General features: G+C 39.8%; 19 protein-coding genes. 9 read left to right on the top strand and 10 right to left on the bottom strand.

Annotated elements, in window-relative coordinates:
- Positions 1-12 precede the first annotated feature (12 nt).
- Positions 13-1,464 carry an alpha-L-fucosidase gene (locus OC25_RS06465; RefSeq protein ID WP_039473092.1) on the top strand — a complete coding sequence of 484 codons (1,452 nt, stop codon included), beginning with the start codon at positions 13-15 and terminating at the stop codon, positions 1,462-1,464.
- Here the strand turns inward: OC25_RS06465 and OC25_RS06460 are convergent.
- The 3 genes from OC25_RS06460 to OC25_RS06450 all read right to left on the bottom strand — a co-directional run bounded on the left by OC25_RS06460 (position 1,461) and on the right by OC25_RS06450 (position 7,113).
- Positions 1,461-2,984: a rhomboid family intramembrane serine protease gene (locus OC25_RS06460; protein ID WP_039473090.1), complete on the bottom strand. Its 1,524-nt coding sequence runs from the start codon at positions 2,982-2,984 to the stop codon at positions 1,461-1,463. The genes OC25_RS06465 and OC25_RS06460 overlap by 4 nt on opposite strands.
- A gap of 6 nt (positions 2,985-2,990) precedes the next feature.
- Entirely contained in the window at positions 2,991-3,740 is a 750-nt protein-coding gene (locus OC25_RS06455; RefSeq protein ID WP_039473087.1) for a class I SAM-dependent methyltransferase, read from the bottom strand.
- Between the two features lie 187 nt (positions 3,741-3,927).
- The gene (locus OC25_RS06450) at positions 3,928-7,113 is read right to left on the bottom strand and encodes a S41 family peptidase (protein ID WP_039473083.1); all 3,186 of its coding nucleotides are present in this window, start codon (positions 7,111-7,113) and stop codon (positions 3,928-3,930) included.
- 128 nt (positions 7,114-7,241) lie between these two features.
- Between OC25_RS06450 and OC25_RS06445 the strand changes: the two genes are divergently transcribed.
- From OC25_RS06445 to OC25_RS06435, 3 genes are all read left to right on the top strand, one after another.
- Positions 7,242-8,522: a glycosyltransferase family 4 protein gene (locus OC25_RS06445; RefSeq protein WP_082018527.1), complete on the top strand. Its 1,281-nt coding sequence runs from the start codon at positions 7,242-7,244 to the stop codon at positions 8,520-8,522.
- A 206-nt stretch (positions 8,523-8,728) separates the two neighbouring features.
- A complete protein-coding gene (locus OC25_RS06440; RefSeq protein WP_039473080.1) occupies positions 8,729-9,475 on the top strand; it encodes a glycosyltransferase family 2 protein in 747 nt (248 codons plus the stop codon).
- 236 nt (positions 9,476-9,711) lie between these two features.
- Positions 9,712-10,272, top strand: coding sequence for a type 1 glutamine amidotransferase domain-containing protein (locus OC25_RS06435; protein ID WP_039473077.1), 561 nt, complete (start codon positions 9,712-9,714; stop codon positions 10,270-10,272).
- 61 nt (positions 10,273-10,333) lie between these two features.
- Here OC25_RS06435 and OC25_RS06430 read toward each other — a convergent pair whose 3' ends face one another.
- From OC25_RS06430 to OC25_RS06400, 7 genes are all read right to left on the bottom strand, one after another.
- Positions 10,334-10,903, bottom strand: coding sequence for a thioredoxin family protein (locus OC25_RS06430; protein ID WP_052266001.1), 570 nt, complete (start codon positions 10,901-10,903; stop codon positions 10,334-10,336).
- Positions 10,904-10,934: 31 nt separating this feature from the next.
- Entirely contained in the window at positions 10,935-11,978 is a 1,044-nt protein-coding gene (locus OC25_RS06425) for a hypothetical protein (protein ID WP_039473075.1), read from the bottom strand.
- A 106-nt stretch (positions 11,979-12,084) separates the two neighbouring features.
- Positions 12,085-13,275, bottom strand: coding sequence for a serine hydrolase domain-containing protein (locus tag OC25_RS06420; protein ID WP_082018526.1), 1,191 nt, complete (start codon positions 13,273-13,275; stop codon positions 12,085-12,087).
- Positions 13,276-13,332: 57 nt separating this feature from the next.
- Positions 13,333-14,238, bottom strand: a complete 906-nt coding sequence (locus OC25_RS06415; protein WP_280740758.1) for a lysophospholipid acyltransferase family protein — start codon at positions 14,236-14,238, stop codon at positions 13,333-13,335.
- Between the two features lie 65 nt (positions 14,239-14,303).
- Complete coding sequence (locus OC25_RS06410) at positions 14,304-15,230, bottom strand: lysophospholipid acyltransferase family protein (protein ID WP_039473070.1); 927 nt, start codon at positions 15,228-15,230, stop codon at positions 14,304-14,306.
- 253 nt (positions 15,231-15,483) lie between these two features.
- The gene (gene typA, locus OC25_RS06405) at positions 15,484-17,289 is read right to left on the bottom strand and encodes a translational GTPase TypA (RefSeq protein WP_039473067.1); all 1,806 of its coding nucleotides are present in this window, start codon (positions 17,287-17,289) and stop codon (positions 15,484-15,486) included.
- Between the two features lie 151 nt (positions 17,290-17,440).
- Positions 17,441-17,890, bottom strand: coding sequence for a VOC family protein (locus tag OC25_RS06400; protein WP_039473064.1), 450 nt, complete (start codon positions 17,888-17,890; stop codon positions 17,441-17,443).
- 146 nt (positions 17,891-18,036) lie between these two features.
- Between OC25_RS06400 and OC25_RS06395 the strand changes: the two genes are divergently transcribed.
- The 5 genes from OC25_RS06395 to OC25_RS06375 all read left to right on the top strand — a co-directional run bounded on the left by OC25_RS06395 (position 18,037) and on the right by OC25_RS06375 (position 22,681).
- Positions 18,037-18,711 carry a TIGR02117 family protein gene (locus tag OC25_RS06395; protein WP_039473059.1) on the top strand — a complete coding sequence of 225 codons (675 nt, stop codon included), beginning with the start codon at positions 18,037-18,039 and terminating at the stop codon, positions 18,709-18,711.
- A 137-nt stretch (positions 18,712-18,848) separates the two neighbouring features.
- Positions 18,849-20,285 carry an MBOAT family O-acyltransferase gene (locus OC25_RS06390; protein ID WP_039473057.1) on the top strand — a complete coding sequence of 479 codons (1,437 nt, stop codon included), beginning with the start codon at positions 18,849-18,851 and terminating at the stop codon, positions 20,283-20,285.
- Complete coding sequence (locus OC25_RS06385; protein WP_156131405.1) at positions 20,285-21,196, top strand: hypothetical protein; 912 nt, start codon at positions 20,285-20,287, stop codon at positions 21,194-21,196. The genes OC25_RS06390 and OC25_RS06385 overlap by 1 nt, the downstream gene beginning before the upstream one ends.
- A 76-nt stretch (positions 21,197-21,272) precedes the next feature.
- Entirely contained in the window at positions 21,273-21,713 is a 441-nt protein-coding gene (locus tag OC25_RS06380; RefSeq protein WP_039473053.1) for a DUF1801 domain-containing protein, read from the top strand.
- The gene (locus OC25_RS06375; RefSeq protein WP_039473051.1) at positions 21,710-22,681 is read left to right on the top strand and encodes a D-2-hydroxyacid dehydrogenase family protein; all 972 of its coding nucleotides are present in this window, start codon (positions 21,710-21,712) and stop codon (positions 22,679-22,681) included. The genes OC25_RS06380 and OC25_RS06375 overlap by 4 nt, the downstream gene beginning before the upstream one ends.
- Position 22,682: the final 1 nt, after the last annotated feature.

Below are 22,682 nucleotides of genomic sequence, written 5' to 3'. Positions count from 1 at the left end.
AGCAAAACCAATATGAAACCCTTATTGATTCTATTTTTACTTCTTTCGGCAGCAACGTATGCCCAAAACCCGCCCAAACCCTATGGTGCATTACCTTCTAAACGTCAGCTCGCATGGCATGAAACGGAAGTGTATGGCTTAATCCATTTTACCCCAACCACCTTCGAAAATAAAGAATGGGGATTTGGTGATGCCGACCCTAAAACATTTAACCCGACAGATTTTAATGCCGATCAGATTATCAAAGCGGCAAAAGCAGGCGGCTTAAAAGGCATTATACTGGTAACCAAGCACCACGATGGTTTTGCCTTATGGCCAACCAAAACAACCGATTATAACATTAGTAAGAGCCCGTTCAGAGGTGGCAAAGGAAACCTGGTTAAAGAAGTGGAGCAGGCCGTGCGCAAAAATGGCTTAAAATTTGGCGTATACTGTTCGCCATGGGATAGAAACAATGCCCTTTATGGTACAGATAAATATCTGGCGATTTACCAGGCACAGTTAAAAGAACTGTACAGTAATTTTGGTGAACTTTTTATGAGCTGGCATGATGGTGCCAATGGTGGCGATGGTTATTACGGTGGAGCCAGGGAAAAGCGCTCGATCGATAATACCACTTATTACGACTGGAAGAATACCTGGGCCATTACCCGCAAAATGCAGCCTATGGCCAACATATTCAGCGATATTGGTTTAGATATTCGCTGGGTAGGAAACGAAGACGGGCACGCAGCAGAAACAAGCTGGGCTACTTTTACCCCAATGGCACCAGATGGAAAAAGTGTTGCAGTTCCGGGGCAGGCCAATTATCCGCAAAGCCCCGAAGGCATTAGAAATGGCAAATTCTGGATGCCTGCAGAATGCGATGTTCCACTAAGAAAGGGCTGGTTTTTTCATGCCAATGAGAAGCCTAAAAGCCCCGAAACACTTTTTGATTTGTATTTAAAAAGTGTTGGCCGGGGTGCAGGTTTAGACCTTGGTTTAGCACCTGATACCCGCGGACAGCTCCATGCAGATGATGTTGCCTCGTTAAAAACTTTTGGCGATATGGTTAAACACACCTTTGCCAATAACCTGGCTAAAAATGCCAAACTAAAACTGAGCAATAGCAGGGGGGCCAAATATAACGCTGCAGCATTATTAGATAACAATAAAACAACCTATTGGGCTACACAAGATCAGGTTCACGAAGCTACAATTGAGCTTAATTTACCGGTTTCAAAAACTTTCGACATTATTAGCCTGCAGGAATATATCCAGCTGGGGCAAAGAATTGAGGCCTATACCATTGAGGTTTTTGAAAACGGTATTTGGAAAAAGGTATACGATGGCACCAGCATTGGCGCAAAAAGGTTAATCAAACTCGATACTCCTGTTACCACAAATAAAGTAAAAATCAACATCACCAAATCGCCGGTTTGTATTACTTTAAGCGAGATAGGACTTTACAAAAAAACTGCTTAATCGCGGTTAAATTCGCTTGTGCTGGCTTCACCGCGAATGACATTCACCTCATCGGTAAGCTGTTCAATTTCATCGCGGTATCTGGAGGTTTCTTCGAGATATTCGCGATATAAAAGCTCAGAGATTTTGATGGCCAGATTGGTAATCTTACCATCAAAATCCCTTCTGTAGTTTTCCTTTTTTTCCAGTCTGAGCTTCTTCATTTCGGCAACAATCTGCTTATTTTTACGCCATACCTGTATGCCATATTGCTCAATCATCTTTACCTTTTCAGCTTTCGAAAGATCGCGCGGAATTGAATAAACCTTATTAAAATCGGAGATATTTTGATCAAAAGTAAATTGGAGCTTGTAAAACTTCCTGTTCTGATAATTTGGTGTTAGTGTTAAAACCACAGCAGCAAACACCACAACAATCATACTTGATAACCCATACTGTAAGCCAGAAGTTATTTTCCAGCTCCCTAACTTTTCGTTAAAAAGCAAATAACAAATTATAAAGCCCGAAACCAATCCGCCAATATGTGCGCTGTTATCCACATTACCACTTATACCATTTAAGAGCATAATAGCTGTTACTACAACCGTGCTGATTAAAAGTGCACGACTTGCGTTCTTTTCGAATGCCTTGCTTACAATTAAGGCCATAAAAGCACCGAAAATACCCATAATAGCACCCGATGCACCAGCCATAAAACCAAATTTATGGAAAATGATGCTGACCAAACCGCCACAAATACCACTCAAGAGGTAAGTAAACAAAAATTTAACCGAGCCCAATTTATTTTCAACCATAAGGCCTATATAAACAAGTGCATAGAGGTTAAAAAATACATGCGAAATGTTTAAGTGAATAAACTGATGCGTAAATAAATGCCAGAGCTGGCCTTCTAAAACCAATTCCCGGCTGTTTGCCCCCAGATTTAGGTAGCCATTTGTAATTACTGCGGTAATGATCGCATCTTCACTCCTGAGCCTAAATATTAGGGTGATAAATAAAAGGGTTATTCCGTAATAGATTATATTTAAAATAATGAGAATCGGGGTAACCAGATAGCCTTTTTGAGGTAGAAAAAGATAGAGAATATTTTTAATCTTATCCTTTGCCGTAAGCGGAGCTTTCTCGAAGTAAGTATCGTCCTGTGTAGCAATTAAGGCATGAAATGCAGTCAGGCTATCCTCCCAGATATCCTGCAGGTGAAATTGAACGTACTCGAATTCGTTAAAAAACTTCTCCAGATTGAGGTCATTCTTCCCGTAATCGTTAAAAAGCATTTGAATGCCCACGCATTCGCTTTTTACTACAGCAAAATTGCCATGAATACGGATCGAAATCTCTTCGGTATAGGATTGAAAAGAGATTGGAGTATAGGCGATAATACCGGTTTTGGAAATATGACTTAATTTCCAGCCCAGGTTTTCAATTACCTTGCGGGCAATAATTAAATATTTATCTGCCGGAAAATCGGCTAAAGGGATATATTTTTCAATTTTTGGCGAGTAACCCCAACTGATTGCCATAGCGCGCTAATTTTTTTTCGCCTCTAATATAATATATGGCGATAGATTTTTGCTCTCGAATGGAATAATCTTGGTAAATATTTTTCCGGCAAGCCATACCGCTTTTTTGAAAACACGTACACTGGCTGATTTCTGGTCTTCGTTTTCAAGCCAAACACTAAAACGGCCAAAGTAACCCGATTTTACATTTTTTAAACCTGCATCTTCGCAAATTTTACGAAGTAGTGCCGGATTCATGCTATCGATATTGTGTTTATCGTAGTTTTCTTTATCGAAATTCTTTTGAAACCAACCATTTACCGCTTTAAAATTGGGTAAAGTGATAAACAAAGTACCCCCGGGTTTTACAAAAGCAATGTGTCGGTTAATGATGTCGGCGGTATCGTTAAAATGTTCAATTAAACCACAGCTCAGTACCAAATCGTACTGTTTTTCAGGCGTGTAGTTAAATAAATCGGTTTCAATAATATGGATATCTTGTTCGGTCAGATCATTTTTTTCTAAAAGCTCCTTTACTACAGGCGGGTGCACAAAATAATCAAGCAAGGTAACATCCAGCTTGAAGTACTTTTTTAAAAATACGGCATAATATCCCGGGAAACCACCAAGCTCAATCGCTGTTTTAACCTGATTTTGCTGAATCACATCAGCCAGCTGGCGATGAAACAGATAGTTAGATGGTAGCCGAACCGCGAGTCCTTTTTTACTTTCCCAATAATTTACCCAAAAAGCCCTGTCGGTTAATAAATTTGCCATATTTTAAAAATTCCAGTTCCAAAGAAACGGAAAAATTTGGTTAACTGCCTAAAATGGTTAATTGTTTAAATTGGTTAACTGTTTAAACTGTGAAAGAGCGCTATTGCAACATTGTTTTATTGCTGGATATACTACAATATAACCATCCAACAATAAAACAAAATCTCTGCACCATAACCGATAAACCCTACTTCAATTCTTTCAAAATCTCGGCAACAGCTTTTTCCAGTTGCGGATCTTTATCTGCCAGGCGATCTTCGAAAGTATTTTTCACAAAAATATCAGGCTTAACACCTTCTTTTTCGATGTTCTTACCATCCATGGTATAACAGCCCCATGATGGCAAACGGTAAGAAGAGCCATCTACCAAACCTTTGGCCGAGGTAAAGATAATCCAGCGGTAGGTTTCGGTACCGATTATTTTGCCCAGCTTTAACTGTTTAAAGCCAGCCGCAGTCATTTCAGCATCGCTTAACGATTGTTCGTTAATTAACAGCACAATTGGTTTTACAGCCGGGCCAAAGTTACTTTGTGGCGCCAATTTACCGCCCCGGTATTTCCATTGCAGGTAAGGACGCTGAGAAAGGAATTTCAATACGTCATCGTGTACGTTACCTCCGGTATTGTAACGAAGGTCTAAAATAATGGCTTCCTTGTTTTCTTCCTGGGCTACCATATCCAACAGGAAAGTTTCAAGTTCACCGGTGCCCATATTTTTCATATAGGAATAAGCGATGCGGTTATTACCCCATTTATCTACATTTTTGTGGTTTTGGGTAATCCATTCATCATACAGGTTATTTCTTAAAGCACCAGAACTTTCAGGATGCACATTAACGAATACCTGTTTGCCGTTACGGTTAAAGGTCAGCGTCATCTCGCGGTCTAAAGAAGGTTTACTGAAATAATAATCGCGGTCTATTTTTTCATCTATCTTTACCCCGTTCACTTCTGTTAAAATATCGCCGGCTAAAATATTTGTACCGGTATAAGCGGCATTACTTTTGGCTACAATACGCTCAACTTTTAACGGGTTTTCATCGTCGAAAATAATTCCGGTTTCGTTGGTTACGTAGGTTAAATTCTTACGTTCTTCTGCTCCCAAACTGTTAAAGCCCATGTGCGAAGAGTTAAGCTCACCCAGCATATCGTTTAACAGGATACGCAAATCGCTACGGTTATTCACGTAAGGCAAATAAGCAGCATAGCGGGTTTTCATTTTATCCCAATCTACACCATGAAATTTTTCATCATAAAAATTTTCGTCAAGGCCTACCCAGGTTTCGTAAAACATCTGGTTAAACTCGGCATTTAAATTCCGGGTAAATTTATAACCATGGTCTACCCGATCCAATTTGTTCGACTCTAAAGTATACTTGTTAATTACGCCGCGGGTTAACACAAAAAACTTATCGCCGGCCTGGATCAGGGAATAATCGCCACCATCGGCTACCTTTTCGGTTTTATTGGCTTCAAAAGGTTCGATAGTGGTTCTGTACAAGCCAGGTGCGCCTCCTTCGTGGTTAGAAGAATAGAACACGTAAGTCTTATCTCCTTTGGCATAGGCATCAGTTCCAAACTGGCCTCCAAAAGCAGGTCCAACCAGCTCTACCCTATCCATAATATCCTGTGTATTAATGGTAATTACATTTGCAGACTTAACCTCAGCTTTCTTTTTAGTGGTATCTGCTTTTGCCTTTTTATCATTTTTATTAGTTGAAGGCTCGGGTTTAACTGCTGGGGTTGCAGGCTTCGTTTCTTTAAACAAATCATCAAATTTATCAGATCGGAAAGGCTCGCCATAATTATCGAGGGCCATGCGGTAAATATGGGCATTAGACATCCCTGTTGGATACGATGGTTTGGTACGTGCACTGGTAAAGAAAATGTATTTGCCATCTGGCGACCATGCCGGGCCAGTTTCTGTAACCCCTGTATTGGTTAAATTAATGGTTTTATTTCCTTTGATATTATGCACCATAATATCCTGTTCAAAATTGCGGTAAACGGTAAATAGCACATACTCATCATTTGGCGAAAAACTTGGGGCTGCGCTTTGCAAAGCCCAAAACTCATCAGTTACCAGCGTTTTGCTATCGAAATTTTTAAGGTCCATCAGCTTCAGTTCATTTCTGCCGCTTAAATAAACCGCCATGGTTTTGGTTTTATTCAGGGTAATATCGCGGTTATTTGCTTTATCTTTGGTTAACTGCTTTACCGTTCCTTTACCATCTCCGGTAATGGTAAACCAGTTTTGGAAGCCGTTAGCGGTTTGACTAAATAATATTGTTTTGTTATCAGCCAGCCATTTACATTCCATAGCACGTTCGCCACTGTTGGTAATTTTGCGGATAAATTTTCCATCGGCATCACTTACAAAAACTTCACCACGCGAAATGAAAGCCATTTTTTTGCCGTCAGTTGAAACATCAAATGCAGAAATATTGCCCCGCACATCATATTCCTGTTCTTTGCTCAACACCTGATTGCGCGAAGTGCTGATGTTCACTTTTTCCGTTTTTTTGGTTGCAACATCGTAAGTATATAACTGATAATCTTTTTCGAACACTACGGTAGTTCCGTTTGCAGCAACAAATGGGCGTTTAATAGAAGTATCGAAATTGGTGAGTCCTGTTTTTTTGCCTCCAATAAAAGTATAGAGATTGTACTCGTCGTTCCCTTCGTCTGAGACAAAAAACACATTTCCTTTCTGATCTACACTGGTCCAGAAATCTTTTCCAATATAATCGGTATAGCGTTTATAGCTTTTCGTTTTCGGGTTATACGATTGGATATCGGGATTATAAGCACCTTTGTAATGTTTGCGGTTGGCAAAACGCATACTTTCCCAGGTATCGTTAAAAAACAACTCGCCTGTTGGCGATTCGGCAATGTGGTGTGTAGTGTTAAAATAATTATTGAATAAACGCACTGCTGTCCCCCCGTTTACATTTACTTTATAACTCGAAAAAGAATTGTAACGGCCCGAGGTAAAATAGATCGTTTTCGAATCCCAGCTCCAGTTGTCAACCTCATCAGCAGCATCATTAAAGGTGAGTTGTTTAATATCGCCACCTGCAAGCGGCATCACATAAACATCGTAATTGCCAAACTGGTTAGACGAAAAAGCGAGCCACTTTCCGTCGGGAGAAATTTTCGGGTTAACTTCTTCGCCTTGCATCGCTGTAATACGCGATGCCACACCGCCTTTTACAGGTACTTTCCAAATATCGCCATCGTAGCTGAATACTATTGTCTGCGCATCGGGCGTTAAAGCAGGATATGCGGCAAAATAAGTTTGGTTTTGTCCAAATGAATACGCCGGCCATAAAAATGCCAGGGCCGCAAGTGATTTTACTAGGGATTTGATCATGATTAAGTTAGTTTGGCTCCGTAAAGGCAACTCTTTTCTAATAAAAAACAGCTTAACCTTAAGAACGATAAAATATATGGATGAAATTACGCAACAGTTTTTATAATCGTAAACAATAAAATGTATTTTTGATTGATTTGAAAGTAGTACACTTAAATACCTATGACGGAAATGGCGGGGCAGGCCGGGCCTGTTTGCGCCTGAGCGATGCTTTAAAAGCCAGTGGAATAGATTCAAAAGTATTGGTTTACTATAAATTTGGGCAAAACCCCAAAATAGATACCTTTAGCAAATCTCCTTTCCAGAAAGCAAGGGCCGTTTACAATATCTTATCAGAAAGATATTTTGCCAAGTGGCTGAGCAAATCGGTTAAAACGCCCTTCAGCCTGCAATGGTTCGGCCGGTCAGTAATCAACCATCCCGATGTTAAAAATGCCGATATTATCCATTTACATTGGGTAAATCACGGTTTTCTGAACCCCAAATTTTTGGCGCAGCTGGATGAACTGGAAAAACCTATTGTATGGACCTTTCATGATAGCAATGCTTTTACGGGTGGCTGCCATGTGCGTTATGGCTGCGAACATTTTCACCAGCAATGTGGTAACTGCCCGATTTTGAAAATCAGCGGCAAGCACGACATTTCGCACAAAACATGGAAGCGCAAACAAAAAGCCTATACCGAATTAAATTTCCATATTGTTGCACCCAGTAACTGGATGGCCGCATCGGTAAAATTCAGCAGTTTGCTGGGCACCCGAAAAACCACGGTGATTCCGAATACCATCGAAACCAAAATTTTTAAGCCTTATGTAAAGGCCGAAGCGAAGAAAATACTAAAGATCAATCCAGATAAATTTGTGCTAATGAGTGGATTTATGCCTTCTAAAAACGATAAGCATAAAGGAACCCCCTATTTAATCGAGGCTTTAGAAATTTTAGCACGCCGGCAGGGAATTCAAAAAGAGAATATCGAGATTGTGATTTTTGGTAATAAAGAAAATGCAGAAATGCCAGAATTCCCGTTCAAAACCACTTTTTTGGGCACCATTAATAAAGATGACCATTTGGCTAAATGCTATTCGGCAGCCGATGCTTTTATTACCCCTTCGCTGGAAGATAATTTACCCAATACGGTAATGGAAAGCCTGGCCTGCGCTACGCCTGTGGTGGCCTTTACTACCGGTGGCATACCCGATATGGTAAAACACATGCAAAACGGGTACCTGGCCGAATACCAGAATGCCGAAGATCTGGCCAATGGTATCGAATGGCTTTACCATCGCCCCAATAAAGATGAGATTCAAAAAGCGGCCCGGTTAAGTATCCTCACCGATTTTTCTGAAGAGGTAATTGCCGCCGAACACATTCATTTGTACGAAACCTTGATTGATTTACAGCCGAAATAAGATCCTAATTAGTCCAACACTGTTGGACTAATTGTAAACAACTACACTATAGCGAGTTAAATTTAGTTCATTACTAACTACACCCCACCAACCAATTCTTATTGTGCGGTTCGCCCTCAAAATGTTTGGCCAATTTCATTTTCACCCACAGTCAGCAAAAATTACTTAATCTTTATTAAATTTACTCCAATCCAAATAAACACCCCTTGCCAAAGTTAACCGTCATTACCATTGTGTACAATAACGTTCGTGATATTGAACGTACCATAAAATCTGTTTTAAATCAGACTTATCCAAACATAGAATATATTGTAATTGATGGCGCCTCATCTGATGGAACACTACAGGTTGTTGAACAGTATAAAGATCAGATTTCGAAAATCGTATCCGAACCCGACAAGGGAATATATGATGCCATGAATAAAGGTCTAGCCCTGGCTACTGGCGATTATGTACTTTTCATGAATTCGGGAGATGAAATATACGATCCCAAAACCGTAGCAGATGTTTTTGCAAGTTCGCCAGGAGCCGATATTTATTATGGCGAAACCGAAATGTACAACGATAACTGGGAAAGTTTAGGCCGCAGAAGACATGAAGCCCCTGAAGAATTTGACTGGACCAGCTTTAAATATGGGATGAATATCAGCCATCAGGCCATTTATATTCGCCGCAGCATTATTGTACCTTACGATTTAAGCTATAAATACAGCGCAGATATCGACTGGATTATCAAAGCAGCAAAAAAGGCTTCGAATATAGTAAATGTACACCGATACGTGGCTAAATACCTGGTTGGCGGCATGAGCAAGAAAAAACATCGCGAAAGTTTAAAAGAGCGGTTTAATATCTTTAGTAAGTACTACGGCCTGCTGCCAAACATTTTTAATCATGTGGTTATTGCAGGGAATTTAGTATGGTACTTTATTAAGCATAGAAGGACGAATGATTAGTTGTACCACCGCTACTGTTCGTCATGCTGATCCGATAGCTATCGGATTTGTTTCAGCAACTGCTTAAAAGATGTAACTATGTAAATTTTAGATTTTTCTAAAATGTGTATAGATATGTTTCGACAGGCTCAACATGACAAACGCTTTTTAAATCGACTAGAATAATCTTAAATTTCTAAAAACAATAATTTTCCCCAACTGTCTTTAATACATACCTATTAAAAACAGAAAAGATTATGGGACGATTAAGTAACCGCACAATTGCTGTTCTTTCAGAAAACGGATTTGAAGAAGTAGAATTAACAGAACCGGTAAAAAGATTAAAAGAAGAAGGTGCAACCGTTCACATCATCTCCGCTAAAAGTGGTAAAATAAAAGCCTGGGATCACGATCATTGGTCGATTGAGGTTGATGTAGACAAAACCCTTACCGAAGCAAATGCATCAGACTACAGCGCGCTACTTTTACCCGGAGGCGTAATCAATCCCGACCAGTTACGGGTTAACAGCGATGCACTGGCTTTTGTGAAATCGTTTTTTAATGACGGTAAACCCGTTGCCGCCATTTGCCATGGCCCACAAACGCTCATTAATGCTGATGTGGTACAAAGCCGCAAAATGACATCCGTTAAAAACATTTCGCAGGATTTAATTAACGCAGGGGCTTTATGGTCGGATGAGGAGGTGGTGGTAGACCAGGGTTTGGTTACCAGCCGTACCCCAAAAGACTTACCTGCATTTAACGATAAAATTGTAGAGGAATTTGCCGAAGGTGTTCATGAAGGCCAGCACGCCTAAAAACTTTGGACGCTCTTTCTAGATTCACTCAAAAACGGTTGGCAGTAGCTGACCGTTTTATTTAACCTTTATATTTGGGATCATTTTTTCTGAATCGCGCAGCAATTTTTTCCAGCTCCGCATCCGTTAATTTGGATGTTTTTTTAAGTTCCACCACAAAAGCTTTCACTTCTTCTTCAGACGCCGGGCAACCAATAATATTATCTCCTTTTACTTCAAAACCTGTACCTGCCGGGCGGATATGAGAATCGACTATTAATTTTCCATTTGCATCAAAAATGAACCATAATGGGATTCCAAATCCTTCACTATTGTACTTTTTCATCAAATCTTCTGCACCGGGATTTTGATCAGGTTTCTTTGCCGGATCGTGCTCCAATACAGTTAAATGTTCTATAACATAACTTTTATCAAATAAAGGCTTGATTTCCGGATCATTGATAGATGCATCCATTTTATGACACCAACCGCACCAGGAGGCATGAAATATAATCAAAACATGTTTCTTCTCTTTTTTGGCTTTTACCAGGGCCGTTTTTAAGACTTGATCGGCAGTTGGAGGTGTATCATTTTTAAAGGCCGAGATTAACAGCAGCACGCAAATACCCGTTGTAAAAAGGAATCTTTTCATAAGTTTTTGATTTTAAACCAAATATAATAATTTACAGTTTAACCTGGCGAATGATATTCTTGATGTTCAGTTCAATAATATCGGTCATGGTATTGCACCTCAGGTAATTGGTATCTTTAAAATAATCGCTCATGCCCTGTTTTAGCTGAGCAATATTTTCGGGCGTGGTGAGCTCCTCTTTGTTAGATACATCGCGTAAATCGGTTAGACGGTGCCGCTCACTCCTCACGCGGTGCACAATGGATGATCTTTCTTCCTGCTGGTATTGCAATACGGTTTTATCAGTTAACTGCTCCATACTCATTTTCACATAAGGCAGGTTTTCTTTAAAAAACTGGGGCAGGTAAACTTTCAGATTGCCTTCATAAAACTGTTGATCGAAATCAATCGCCCTGATGCGGAACTGGATATCGTCAAAATCGGGTGTAATCTGGACTACAAAATTATAGGCCCGCATATCACCCAAAAGCATAATCAGGCAACGCTCGTTAAATTTTACAAACTCCTTTGCTATACGCGTAGGGTTAAATTCCGGGGCATACAACTGGCCTTTGGTAAAAACATCGCCCGGAATGCCGGCAATATGTTCTTCTACCAGGGTATCGCCATCTACCAGATAGTTTACCTGATTGGGCGAGAGTATTTCTTCCATCTCCAGGCCATAAATACGCGAAGCATCGGCTTTTTTGATGTAGAAATAATCATAAACATCGTTTAGCCTGTTTACAATCCTGATGCGGAAAGGATGTGTATTGCCAAAGGTGCAATATTCAATTTTATCGATGTATTTATGTTCTACGATACGTAAATTACCCGAAGCTTTCAGGTTGGCATAAACTTCTTTCAGCCCGTTGTGCAGCGGCTCAATTAAATCCTGGGCATAGATTGGGCCTTCCCAAAGCGAATCTTTGCCAAACTTATCCATTAGTGGAAAAGCCTCGTTAAACTGCATTAAATCCTGATAGGAAATGGGGAGTTTAGCTTCGCGCTGGTAGGTACGCAAATATTTCTGCAAAGCAGGACTAACCGGGAAAATCGGCTTCTTTTTCGAAATTTTTACGTCGTTGTTTTCCATTTATTGACAAGGTACTATTTTAAAAATTTAACCACAAAGGCCACAAAGCTTTACGCAAAGAATGCAAAGTTTAAACGTCTTAGCGCACCTATAGCGTTCTTTGCGGTTAAGACTTTGGATAACTAAATGGCAAGCCACTCAAATACCGGCTTATTTTGCGGTAAGGATAATTACCTGCGCCATGATCGGCAAACTGTACAACAATGGTGTTCGTTTTAGGATCGATGTACAGGCGCTGACCGAGCATACCTTCTGCAGCATAATCTCCTTTTTCACCTTCCTGTGGAATCCACCAAAGGTAATGATGTGCCGATTGCTGCCAACCCTTTGCTGAGGCTGGTTTTTCGACTCCTATATTTACTGATTGGTTTACCCAATTTTCGGGAACAACCTGCAAACCATTATATTTTCCCTTATTTAAATACAAGCGACCTATTTTAGCCAGATCAATAGCCGTAACCTGAAAGCGGCTGGCCGTGTTCGTCAGTCCGTTTACCTGATCTAAACCCCAGCTGGCATCATACGCTGCACCAATGTGCTGCCATACATGCGATTGGAAATATTGTGCTACCGATTTACCGGTTGCTTTTTTCAGCACCCAGCCCAATAAAATCGGGTCGATGCTTTTGTATTTCCAAACTGTACCGGGTTGATTAACCAGCTTTACCTTCATCAATTCAGCTTGCATATCATGGGTATAGTAATACTTGGCTTCGTCAGAAAAAAAAGCTTTAAGTGCCCCACCGAGCGCATCCTGAAAATCAAGCCCCGATTTCATATCCAACAGATTTTTCAAGGTAATTTCGGCAAAAGCAGGGTTTGCTTTTAATTCCGGAATGTAAACCATAACCTTATCGTTCAGGCTTTTAATCTTTCCTTCGCCTAAGGCCTGGCCTATCAGGATAGAAATCATGCTTTTAGCACCAGAGAATATGGTGGTGAGTGTACTGTCGCTATAGCCCTTATCGTATCTTTCGTATAAAACACTATCATTTCTAATGACCAGAAAAGCATTTACCTGCCCGTTTTTTAAATAAGTTTTTAATGGGATGGATTGGTTATTCCCATCAAGTACATGCAAGGTATCCAGATCGTTCCGTTGTTTTGCCGGCCTGATAAAATGAAAAACCGAACTACTTTTATGAACTATCTCCTGTGGAAATATTTTATAGGTTGCAGCATCCGGCGTTCTATACCTCAGCACCCTGATGAGGTAGGGTTTCAAGAGGAACAATAGCAATAGCGACAAAAGTAGTGTGCAAACCAGAAATAAGCTTATTCTTTTAAAGATTTTCATCAGCAAGGCATTATGGCTACAAATATAAAATTATGCCTGCTTTAATTTTTCATTCCATTAAAAACCAGTCGCAGCCGGAGGTCGATGTTTCCACCTTTTATGGCTCCATAACCAATAGGCCGGCTCGGCTTTGATTATTTCTTCTAAAAAACGGGTATGAAGTTCCGTAATTTCATAATCGGTAGTTTCAGCCGGATTTAAACACAGCGGTACACAATCTACCTCGTAATAGCCCCTTTTTAATACACTAATTCTGAAATAAAATATAGGTCGGTTGGTTTTTCTGGCAATTTTTTCAATCCCCAATTGTATAGCGCTCGGCTGGTTCATAAAAATTGTCCAGTAATGCGATTCTTCACGCGTGGGCGCCTGGTCGTTGCCAAAACTGAAAATACTGGGTTTATCCTTACTGGCCTGTAATGCACGCATCGTTTGCCGCATGGCAATTAATTGATTGCCGAATTTGCTGCGCACTTTTTTAAACCAATGATCAAAAAACGGATTGCTTAAAGGTTTATAAATGGGATAATGATTGGCTGCAAAATTAAGTCCGGCGCCCAAAGTACCCCATTCCCAATTACCATAATGCGCTGAACAAACAAGGATACTTTCGCCACGACTTAAATAAGCCTGAATCTGTTCCTTATTTTTAAAAACAAAGCGTTTTTCAATTTCCTTTGCCGAAATACTGCTCATTTTAAGGATTTCGAAAATCAAATCGGCCAGATAACGGTAATAACGTTTTTCAATAATAAGGAGTTCGGCAGCGCTTTTTTCCGGAAATGCACACTCCAGATTGGTTCTTACAACTTGTTTCCTATAACCAAAAACATAGTACAGCAGCAGGTAGGTAATATCTGCAAATAGATATAATACAGTTAAAGGGAATAATGATAAGACGCTTAAAAAAAATATCCCTAAATGGGAAATCCCCTTTTTGATCATACTGGCATGAGTTGAAATCCTAATAACCAGTAACTCAAAAAATCATGCCACAAAAATTTTATTTTTTGGTAGCGGGAAGAGAATTATGCCATTGCATCCATGGTATTCTGGTCGTTTGACACCGCAGGTGCAGCCTTTGGTTCCCGCTTATATTTCCATCTGCGGTGGCTCCACAGCCAATAAGCAGGTGCTTCGCTAATCATATCTTCCAAAAACCGGGTATGCATTTCAGTAATTTCGAATTCGGCAGTTTCTGTTGGATTTAAACAGATCGGAACACAATCTACCTCGTAATAACCCCGTTTTAGTGTATTAATTTTAAGATAAAAAACCGGACGGTTAGTCTTTTTGGCAATTTTTTCTACACCCAGCTGAATGGAAGATTCCTGGTTTAAAAATGTTGTCCAATAAGTAGAATCTTCTCTCGAAGGCGCCTGATCGCTTCCGAAAGTAAACATGGTTGCTTCGTTCTTACTGGCCTGAATAGCCCTTAAAGTCTGGCGCATAGATACCATGTGGTTTCCAAACCTGCTCCTCATTCCCAGAAACCAATGATCAAAGGTTTCGCTGCTTAACGGCTTGTATATGGGGTAATGTTCGCCAGAAAAAGCTAATCCAATGGCCATACAAACCCATTCATAATTACCGAAATGTGCCGAACAAAAAATAACGCTTTCATTATTTTTAAGATAAGCTTCAACAAGATCAACATTTTTGAAAACAACTCTTTTTTGGAGTTCTTTTTTAGAAATGCTTTTCATTTTAATCACTTCTATAAAAAGGGAGGCCAGAAATTTATAAAATCTTTTTTCTATAGCCTTGATTTCAATATTGCTTTTTTCGGGGAAGGCATTGTGCAGGTTTTCTTTAACCACCTTTCTGCGGTAGCCGAAAACATAAAAGATTAACAGATAAAAAGCATCTGCCAACCTGTATAAAATGAATAGCGGTAAAAGAGAGAGTAAATTCAACAAAGATATACCCACTCTGGATAACCATTTATTAATCATGCTATTATGGGACATTGTTTCTAATAACGTACAAATTTACGGCATATTTCACAGCAATTATCATCATTTTGTTTTTTTTACATACATCAGCAATTTGAGGCAGTAATCCTACATAACAGCCCCGGTTTTAGCATTACGAAATGCTAAATCTCCTCTCATGCGGTTGATTAAAGAAATGCGTAAAATGAAAAAAGCCCCGATTTTCATCAGGGCTTTCCTATTTTTTCTAATTCCCCTTTGGGGATTAGGGATTTTAAGCGAATTGTTTTCCTTTAACTTTACGTTCCTGCTCAGTTAAGAAGATTTTACGTAAACGCATGCTTGCCGGAGTAACTTCAATGTACTCATCAGCCTGGATGTATTCCATTGCTTCTTCAAGCGAGAATTTAATTGCCGGCGCAATACGGGTGTTATCATCAGTACCTGATGCACGCATGTTAGTTAAAGCTTTACCTTTTACGATGTTAATTACTAAATCGTTATCACGGATGTGCTCTCCTAAAATTTGTCCTTCGTAAATATCAACTCCCGGATCAACAAAGAAACGACCTCTATCCTGTAATTTATCGATCGAATAAGCAGTAGTAGTACCTTTATCCATCGAAATTAATACACCATTTAAACGACCAGGGATAGTACCTTTCCAAGGCTCGTAAGCTTTGAAACGGTGTGCCATAATCGCCTCACCAGCTGTAGCTGTTAAAACGTTGTTACGTAAACCGATGATACCACGAGATGGAATTTCAAACTCTAAGTGTTGTAAATCACCTTTTGGCTCCATAATCAATAACTCGCCTTTACGTTGGGTTACCAATTCGATTACTTTACCAGAAACTTCTGCAGGTACATCTACAATTAAAGTTTCAACCGGCTCATGTTTTTTACCGTCGATTTCTTTAACAATTACCTGTGGCTGACCAACTTGTAACTCATAACCTTCACGACGCATGGTTTCGATTAATACGGATAAGTGAAGAATACCACGGCCATATACCAACCATGAATCAGCACCTTGAGTTTCAACCACTTTCAATGCCAGGTTTTTCTCCATCTCTTTAATCAAACGATCTTTGATACGTTGAGAAGTTACCAGTTTGCCTTCTTTACCGAAGAAAGGTGAGTTATTGATGGTAAACAACATGTTCATTGTTGGCTCATCGATACTGATTACCGGTAATTGCTCCGGAGCTTCAAAATCAGCAATGGTATCGCCAATTTCAAAACCATCGATACCTACAACAGCGCAGATATCGCCTGATCTTACTTCAGTAGCTTTTACTTTACCTAAACCTTCGAAAGTATAAAGTTCTTTTACTCTTGATTTAACAATTTTGCCATCGCGTTTAATTAAAGTAACCGGCTGGTTTTCTTTAATGGTACCGCGGTGAACACGACCAATTGCAATACGACCTACGAAAGAAGAATAATCTAAAGAGGTGATTTGCATTTGTAAAGTACCTTCGTTCATTGGTGCAGCAGGAATATTTTCTACCACAGCATCTAATAAAGCAAAAATATCGGTTGTTGGTTTCTGCCAGTCAGTACTCATCCATCCTTGTTTAGATGAACCGTAAATAACCGGGAAATCCAATTGTTCTTCAGTAGCTTCAAGGTTAAAGAACAATTCGAAAATTTGTTCGTAAACCTCTTCCGGGCGACAGTTTTCTTTATCTACTTTGTTTACAACCACAATTGGTTTTAAACCCAGTGCCAAAGCTTTTTGCGTTACGAAACGTGTTTGAGGCATTGCACCTTCAAAAGCGTCGCAAAGTAAAAGTACACCATCGGCCATTTTTAAAACACGCTCTACCTCACCGCCGAAATCCGCGTGACCAGGAGTGTCAATAATGTTAATTTTTACATCTTTGTATTGAACAGAAACGTTTTTAGACACGATGGTGATACCACGTTCACGCTCTAAATCGTTGTTATCCAATATCAACTCTCCTGTTTGTTCGTTGTCACGAAAAATAGAACAAGAGTGTAAAATCTTATCAACCAACGTGGTTTTACCGTGGTCAACGTGTGCTATAATAGCTATATTTCTAATCTTTTGCATAAAATGCGCCTCAAATTTGGCGCAAAGATAGTGTTTAAAAATGGATTTTCAACTATACAAGTCACTATTTAATAAGAAGATAATGTTGTAATTAGCTCATTTTTAATCAGAAAAACCAGGCGATTAACTACTGCCTGTGCTTGCTTTAGCGTTACTGCAGCTTTAACCACTCTCCGTAACCAATTATGCCCAACTCCGGACGGGCCTCTCCTGCTAAAATGGCAATAAACTCCAAAGCATGTCCATCAGGATCGTTAAAATAAATGGCCACAGCAGGCATCCAGGCAAATACCATAGGTTCCTTGCCTCCACTTTTAAGACGGTTATATGGCTGCAATTGTCGCGATTCGAGAAATTGAACTGATTTATTCAGCACATCAGCTACCTCACACCTGAATGCAAAATGCCTGATATCGATTTCAGCTTTTGGCTTTTCCCAGATACCCAGCATCGCTTCCTGTGGCTTTCCGATCCAGAAAAAGGCAATTCTGCGCCCTTCTTCGTAATGGCATTGCGTTAAGCCTAAAACATTGCTGTAAAAATCTATAGACCTTTCTAAATTTTCAACATAAATATGCGTTTCAAATAATCCTTTTATCATAATATGAAGGTAGCGATAAGGCAAATGCATAAAAAATCACCTTTTTCGATAAATGCATCAATAAAATTGATAGTTATAGATAAACGCAGCTATTTGGGTTACCCTAAAGCTTAATTTGGTATTAAGGATGATTTTGCAAACAATAAATGAAAAGGCTTCTTAAATATGCAAGCAGATTTAGTCTGGTTTTGATTGCGTTAATCGCACTTTATTTCCTGCTGGCCTTTTGTTTATCGCGCATTACCATCAATGCTAATCCTGTTAATAAACCCGAGATTGCCATTTATATCATGACCAATGGTGTGCATACCGATATTGTAATGCCTGCGGTAAGCCAAGACATAGACTGGACGAAGGAGATCAGCTATAAAAATACTTTAGAAGCCGATAGTACCTATCAATACCTGGCCATGGGCTGGGGTGATAAAAAATTCTACCTGGAAACACCTGCTTTTGCCGATCTTAAAGCAGGTACCGCATTGAGGGCTATTTCAGGATTAAGTACCTCGGCAATGCACGCCACTTATTATCAAAATATAAGGGAAGATAACGACTGCAAGAAAATCATGATCAGTCGCCAGCAATACCAAAAACTGGTTAGCTACGTATTGAATAGTTTTGAAAAAGATGGTGCAGGCCGTTTAATGCCTGTTAAAACATCAGTTCATTACGATATTGGCGATGCTTTTTATGAGGCAAAGGGCAGCTACAGTATTTTTAAAACCTGCAACACCTGGGCAAATGCCGCGTTAAAAGCCTGTGGGCAAAAAAGCTGCTTGTGGACAATTTTTGATACTGGCATTTTTATCAAATACCGGTAGTAGCAACAGCCCGCGTAAAACCTTTTCACAAATACTTTACACATTAAACAATTAGCGGTACAACCTGCTGGAGTAGCATAAAGGCGCAAACATAAAACGTTAATTTTATTCCTTAACGAAGTATTAATTCAAATGCCATGCTCTTTAATTCTTTCAGTTTCGCAGTTTTTCTGCCTGTTATTTTTACATTGTATTGGCTTTTAGGCAAAGAAAGGCTAAAAGCGCAAAACATATTGCTTTTAGGTGCCAGCTACTTTTTTTATGCCTGCTGGGACTGGAGATTTATGTTTCTGCTCATTTTCTCCACGCTGCTCGATTATTTTACCGGCTTGAAAATGACAGAAAGCAAAACCAAAAATACCAGGAAATTCTGGTTTTGGCTCAGCGTTTCCATCAATCTTGGCTTTTTGGGCCTTTTTAAATATTACAACTTCTTTGCCGATTCTTTTGCTCAGGCAATTGCCAACTTCGGCTTACAGGTAAACCCATGGACATTGAAAGTTATTTTACCCGTAGGCATATCTTTCTACACTTTTCATGGACTTTCTTACGTAATCGATATTTATAAAGACCGGATTAAAGCCGAAAAGAATTTTATCGATTATTCGCTTTTTGTGAGCTTTTTTCCGCTGCTGGTTGCCGGGCCTATTGAACGTGCCACTCACTTATTACCACAAATTAAAAAAGAAAGATCGTTCGATTACAGCAAAGCCATTGATGGTTTGCGACAGATTTTATGGGGTTTATTTAAAAAAATCGTGATTGCCGATCAATGCGCTAATTATGCCAATACCATTTTTAATCACTCGGCCGGTTACAGCGGAAGCACACTTTTATTGGGCGCCATACTTTTTGCCTTCCAGATTTACGGCGATTTTTCAGGCTACTCGGACATTGCCCTGGGTACAGCAAGACTATTTGGTGTGGAGCTGCTGCGGAACTTTGCTTTCCCGTATTTTTCGAGAGATATTGCTGAATTCTGGCGCAGGTGGCACATTTCACTATCAACCTGGTTCCGAGATTATTTATACATCCCACTGGGTGGAAGTAAAGGAGGTACCTGGATTAAGGTAAGAAACACATTTATCATCTTTTTAGTCAGCGGTTTTTGGCATGGCGCCAACTGGACTTTTATTATCTGGGGCTTGTTAAATGCCTTATACATTATGCCATCAATCGTTTTCAGGACAAACCGTACTCACCTGGATACCGTTGCTGCAGGGAGATCGTTACCCACCTTTACGGAGTTTGCGGCTATGATATTAACCTTTGGCTTAACGGTTTTTGCCTGGATATTTTTCAGGGCTAATTCTGTTCAGCATGCTTTTCAAATTTTATCAACCATTGGTTCAGGATCGTTATTTACCTTGCCCCAAATAATGCCCCTCAAACTTTTCTTGTTGCTGGCACTATTCATTTTAATAGAATGGAATGGCCGTATGGAACAATATGCCATTGCCAAACTTGCTATATCATGGCCCAAACCAATCAGATGGGGTATTTACTATAGCATGGTTTTACTGATCTTCTTTTTTGCAGGGGCAGAACAACAATTCATTTACTTTCAGTTTTAATGATGAAAAAGTTTATAACCTATACCGCACTATTTCTTTTTCCGATTATTGTTTTAGGCATTTTGTCTGAAATTTTAATCAGGCGCATTCCCAATGATTACGAGTATAAAAAAAGCTATCTGGATAAACATGCTAACGAAGTCAGCACTTTATTTCTCGGCAGCTCTCATGTGTACTATGGTATCGATCCAAAATACATTAAATCGAGTTTTAATGCCAGTTACATATCTCAATCATTCGATTATGATCTGGAAATCTTAAAAAAATACAAAGATCAGTGGAGCAATCTGAAATACATTGTTTTACCGATCGATTATTTTTCCTTTTATGGCCGGTTAGAAAACAGTCCGGAAGCCTGGCGCGCTAAAAACTATCGCATTTATTACGATATCGATAACGACCATAAAATTTTCAATGCTTCAGAAATGCTCAGCAATAAACTCGATGTTAACCTGCAACGGCTTTATAACTATTACCTGAAAGGTGAAAATGACATCAGCTGCACTAAATTGGGCTGGGGCTCGGGCTATAAAGCCATTAACCATAAAGATCTCATCAAATCGGGTGCTATAGCCGCTGGCCGCCATACTGCTAAAAATAACCTGCAATATGGCACCAATATGCATCTGCTGGATAGCATTATCTCTTTTGCAGAACAAAAGCATGTTAAAATGCTCTTATTTACCAGCCCTGCCTATAAATCTTACGTAACGCATCTTAGTCAAAACCAGTTAAACGGCACTTTTTTGGCAATTAAAACAATAAATGCCCGGCATAGTTCGGTTAAATATTATAATCTGTTGCAAGATAGTTCGTTTAATGCCCGGGATTTTTACGATGGCGACCACCTGAATGAGTTTGGCGCAAAAAAATTAAGCCTGAAAGTACGCCTGCTTTTGGGTAAAATTTAAAGTCAGGCATTTCCCCACCGGGAATTGTAAAAATTCGGTACATTTAACCAGCAGTTGCAATCCAAACTGAGTAAAAATGGCAGGATCGAAAGCAATACATCCCGATTTTGGGTATTTCTTAAATTTTAAGGATAAAAACCTGATTAACCTCTTCTGCGATTTAAGAAGTTTTATGCTTGAGTTGTATCCTGCTGCCAACGAGTTGCTTTATCATACCCATGCCTTAACCACGGTATTTTCGCTTTCAGAAAAACTGAGCGATTCGTATTGTATGATCCCGATTTACAATAACCACTTAAACCTGGGTTTTAATAAGGGAACGCTGTTGAAAGATCCGCAGCAACTCCTCACCGGAACCGGCAACCTCATCAGGCATATTCCGGTTAAACATCCTGACAACTACCGAAACGAGGCCGTAAAAGCATTAATCAGCGAAGCCATAGCTTTAGTGGTAAATGACATGGAAAAACCCGCAAAATTGGCTGGCCAAACGATCTCCAAAATTAAGCGAAAATGAAAATTACCATTTTAGACGATTACCAGCATATAATCCAATCTTTAAACTGTTTCCCGATCCTGGCAGGCCAAGACATTCGAATCTTACACCATACCGAACCCGACGCAAAAAAACTTGCCGAAAAAATACAGGATACGGAGATTCTGGTGCTAACCCGCGAAAGGACTACAATTGACAAAGAGTTACTTGCTTTATTACCCAACCTTAAACTCATCAGTCAGACCGGAAAAATATCCAATCATTTAGATTTAGTCGCCTGCACCCAATACGGTGTAGCGGTTGCCGAGGGAGTTGGCTCGCCCGTGGCCCCGGCCGAATTAACCTGGGCCTTACTGATGAATACTGTGAGGCAAATTCCACCAGCTATCGAAGCCATGAAAAAAGGCCTATGGCAAACCAATATAGGCAACACTGTTAGCGGTAAAACAATCGGCATTTGGGGTTATGGCAAAATAGGGCAACTGATTGCAGGTTATGCCAGAGCTTTTGGTGCAAAAGTGTTGGTTTGGGGAAGTTTACAATCGCGGCAAAAAGCTGTAACCGATGGGTTTGAAAGTGCAAATACCCAGGCAGACTTTTTTAACAGTGCCGATGTGATTACACTTCACCTGCGTTTAAACGAGGCAACTTATGGTATAATTACAGCATCAGATTTAAATGCAATGAAACCGGATGCAGTGCTAATTAATACCGCCAGAGCCGAATTGATTGAAAAAGGCGCTTTACTTAAATCTCTTAAACAAGGAAGACCAGGCTTTGCCGGGCTTGATGTTTATGAAAACGAACCCATTTACGACCAGAATAACGAGCTGCTTAATTTGCCAAATGTAATTTGCACACCACATTTAGGTTATGTAGAAAAAAACAGCTATGAACTTTATTTCGGAAAAGCTTTTGAAAACGTTATGAACTACATCAACGGCCAGCCTACTGATGTGGCTATCCCCGAAATATTACCACATACTTAAA

The sequence above is a fragment of the Pedobacter kyungheensis genome (genome assembly GCF_000812965.1).
In the GTDB taxonomy this organism is placed as follows: domain Bacteria; phylum Bacteroidota; class Bacteroidia; order Sphingobacteriales; family Sphingobacteriaceae; genus Pedobacter; species Pedobacter kyungheensis.
This window is presented reverse-complemented; position numbering and strand designations above follow the sequence as displayed.

Coding starts and splice junctions, on each gene's coding strand:
- OC25_RS06410 (WP_039473070.1), bottom strand. CDS start 15,230: ATGATTAATAAATGGTTATCCAGAGTGGGTATATCTTTGTTGAATTTA.
- OC25_RS06390 (WP_039473057.1), top strand. CDS start 18,849: ATGCTCTTTAATTCTTTCAGTTTCGCAGTTTTTCTGCCTGTTATTTTT.
- typA (WP_039473067.1), bottom strand. CDS start 17,289: ATGCAAAAGATTAGAAATATAGCTATTATAGCACACGTTGACCACGGT.
- OC25_RS06395 (WP_039473059.1), top strand. CDS start 18,037: ATGAAAAGGCTTCTTAAATATGCAAGCAGATTTAGTCTGGTTTTGATT.
- OC25_RS06460 (WP_039473090.1), bottom strand. CDS start 2,984: ATGGCAATCAGTTGGGGTTACTCGCCAAAAATTGAAAAATATATCCCT.
- OC25_RS06435 (WP_039473077.1), top strand. CDS start 9,712: ATGGGACGATTAAGTAACCGCACAATTGCTGTTCTTTCAGAAAACGGA.
- OC25_RS06450 (WP_039473083.1), bottom strand. CDS start 7,113: ATGATCAAATCCCTAGTAAAATCACTTGCGGCCCTGGCATTTTTATGG.
- OC25_RS06400 (WP_039473064.1), bottom strand. CDS start 17,890: ATGATAAAAGGATTATTTGAAACGCATATTTATGTTGAAAATTTAGAA.
- OC25_RS06385 (WP_156131405.1), top strand. CDS start 20,285: ATGATGAAAAAGTTTATAACCTATACCGCACTATTTCTTTTTCCGATT.
- OC25_RS06465 (WP_039473092.1), top strand. CDS start 13: ATGAAACCCTTATTGATTCTATTTTTACTTCTTTCGGCAGCAACGTAT.
- OC25_RS06455 (WP_039473087.1), bottom strand. CDS start 3,740: ATGGCAAATTTATTAACCGACAGGGCTTTTTGGGTAAATTATTGGGAA.
- OC25_RS06425 (WP_039473075.1), bottom strand. CDS start 11,978: ATGGAAAACAACGACGTAAAAATTTCGAAAAAGAAGCCGATTTTCCCG.
- OC25_RS06375 (WP_039473051.1), top strand. CDS start 21,710: ATGAAAATTACCATTTTAGACGATTACCAGCATATAATCCAATCTTTA.
- OC25_RS06420 (WP_082018526.1), bottom strand. CDS start 13,275: ATGAAAATCTTTAAAAGAATAAGCTTATTTCTGGTTTGCACACTACTT.
- OC25_RS06430 (WP_052266001.1), bottom strand. CDS start 10,903: ATGAAAAGATTCCTTTTTACAACGGGTATTTGCGTGCTGCTGTTAATC.
- OC25_RS06380 (WP_039473053.1), top strand. CDS start 21,273: ATGGCAGGATCGAAAGCAATACATCCCGATTTTGGGTATTTCTTAAAT.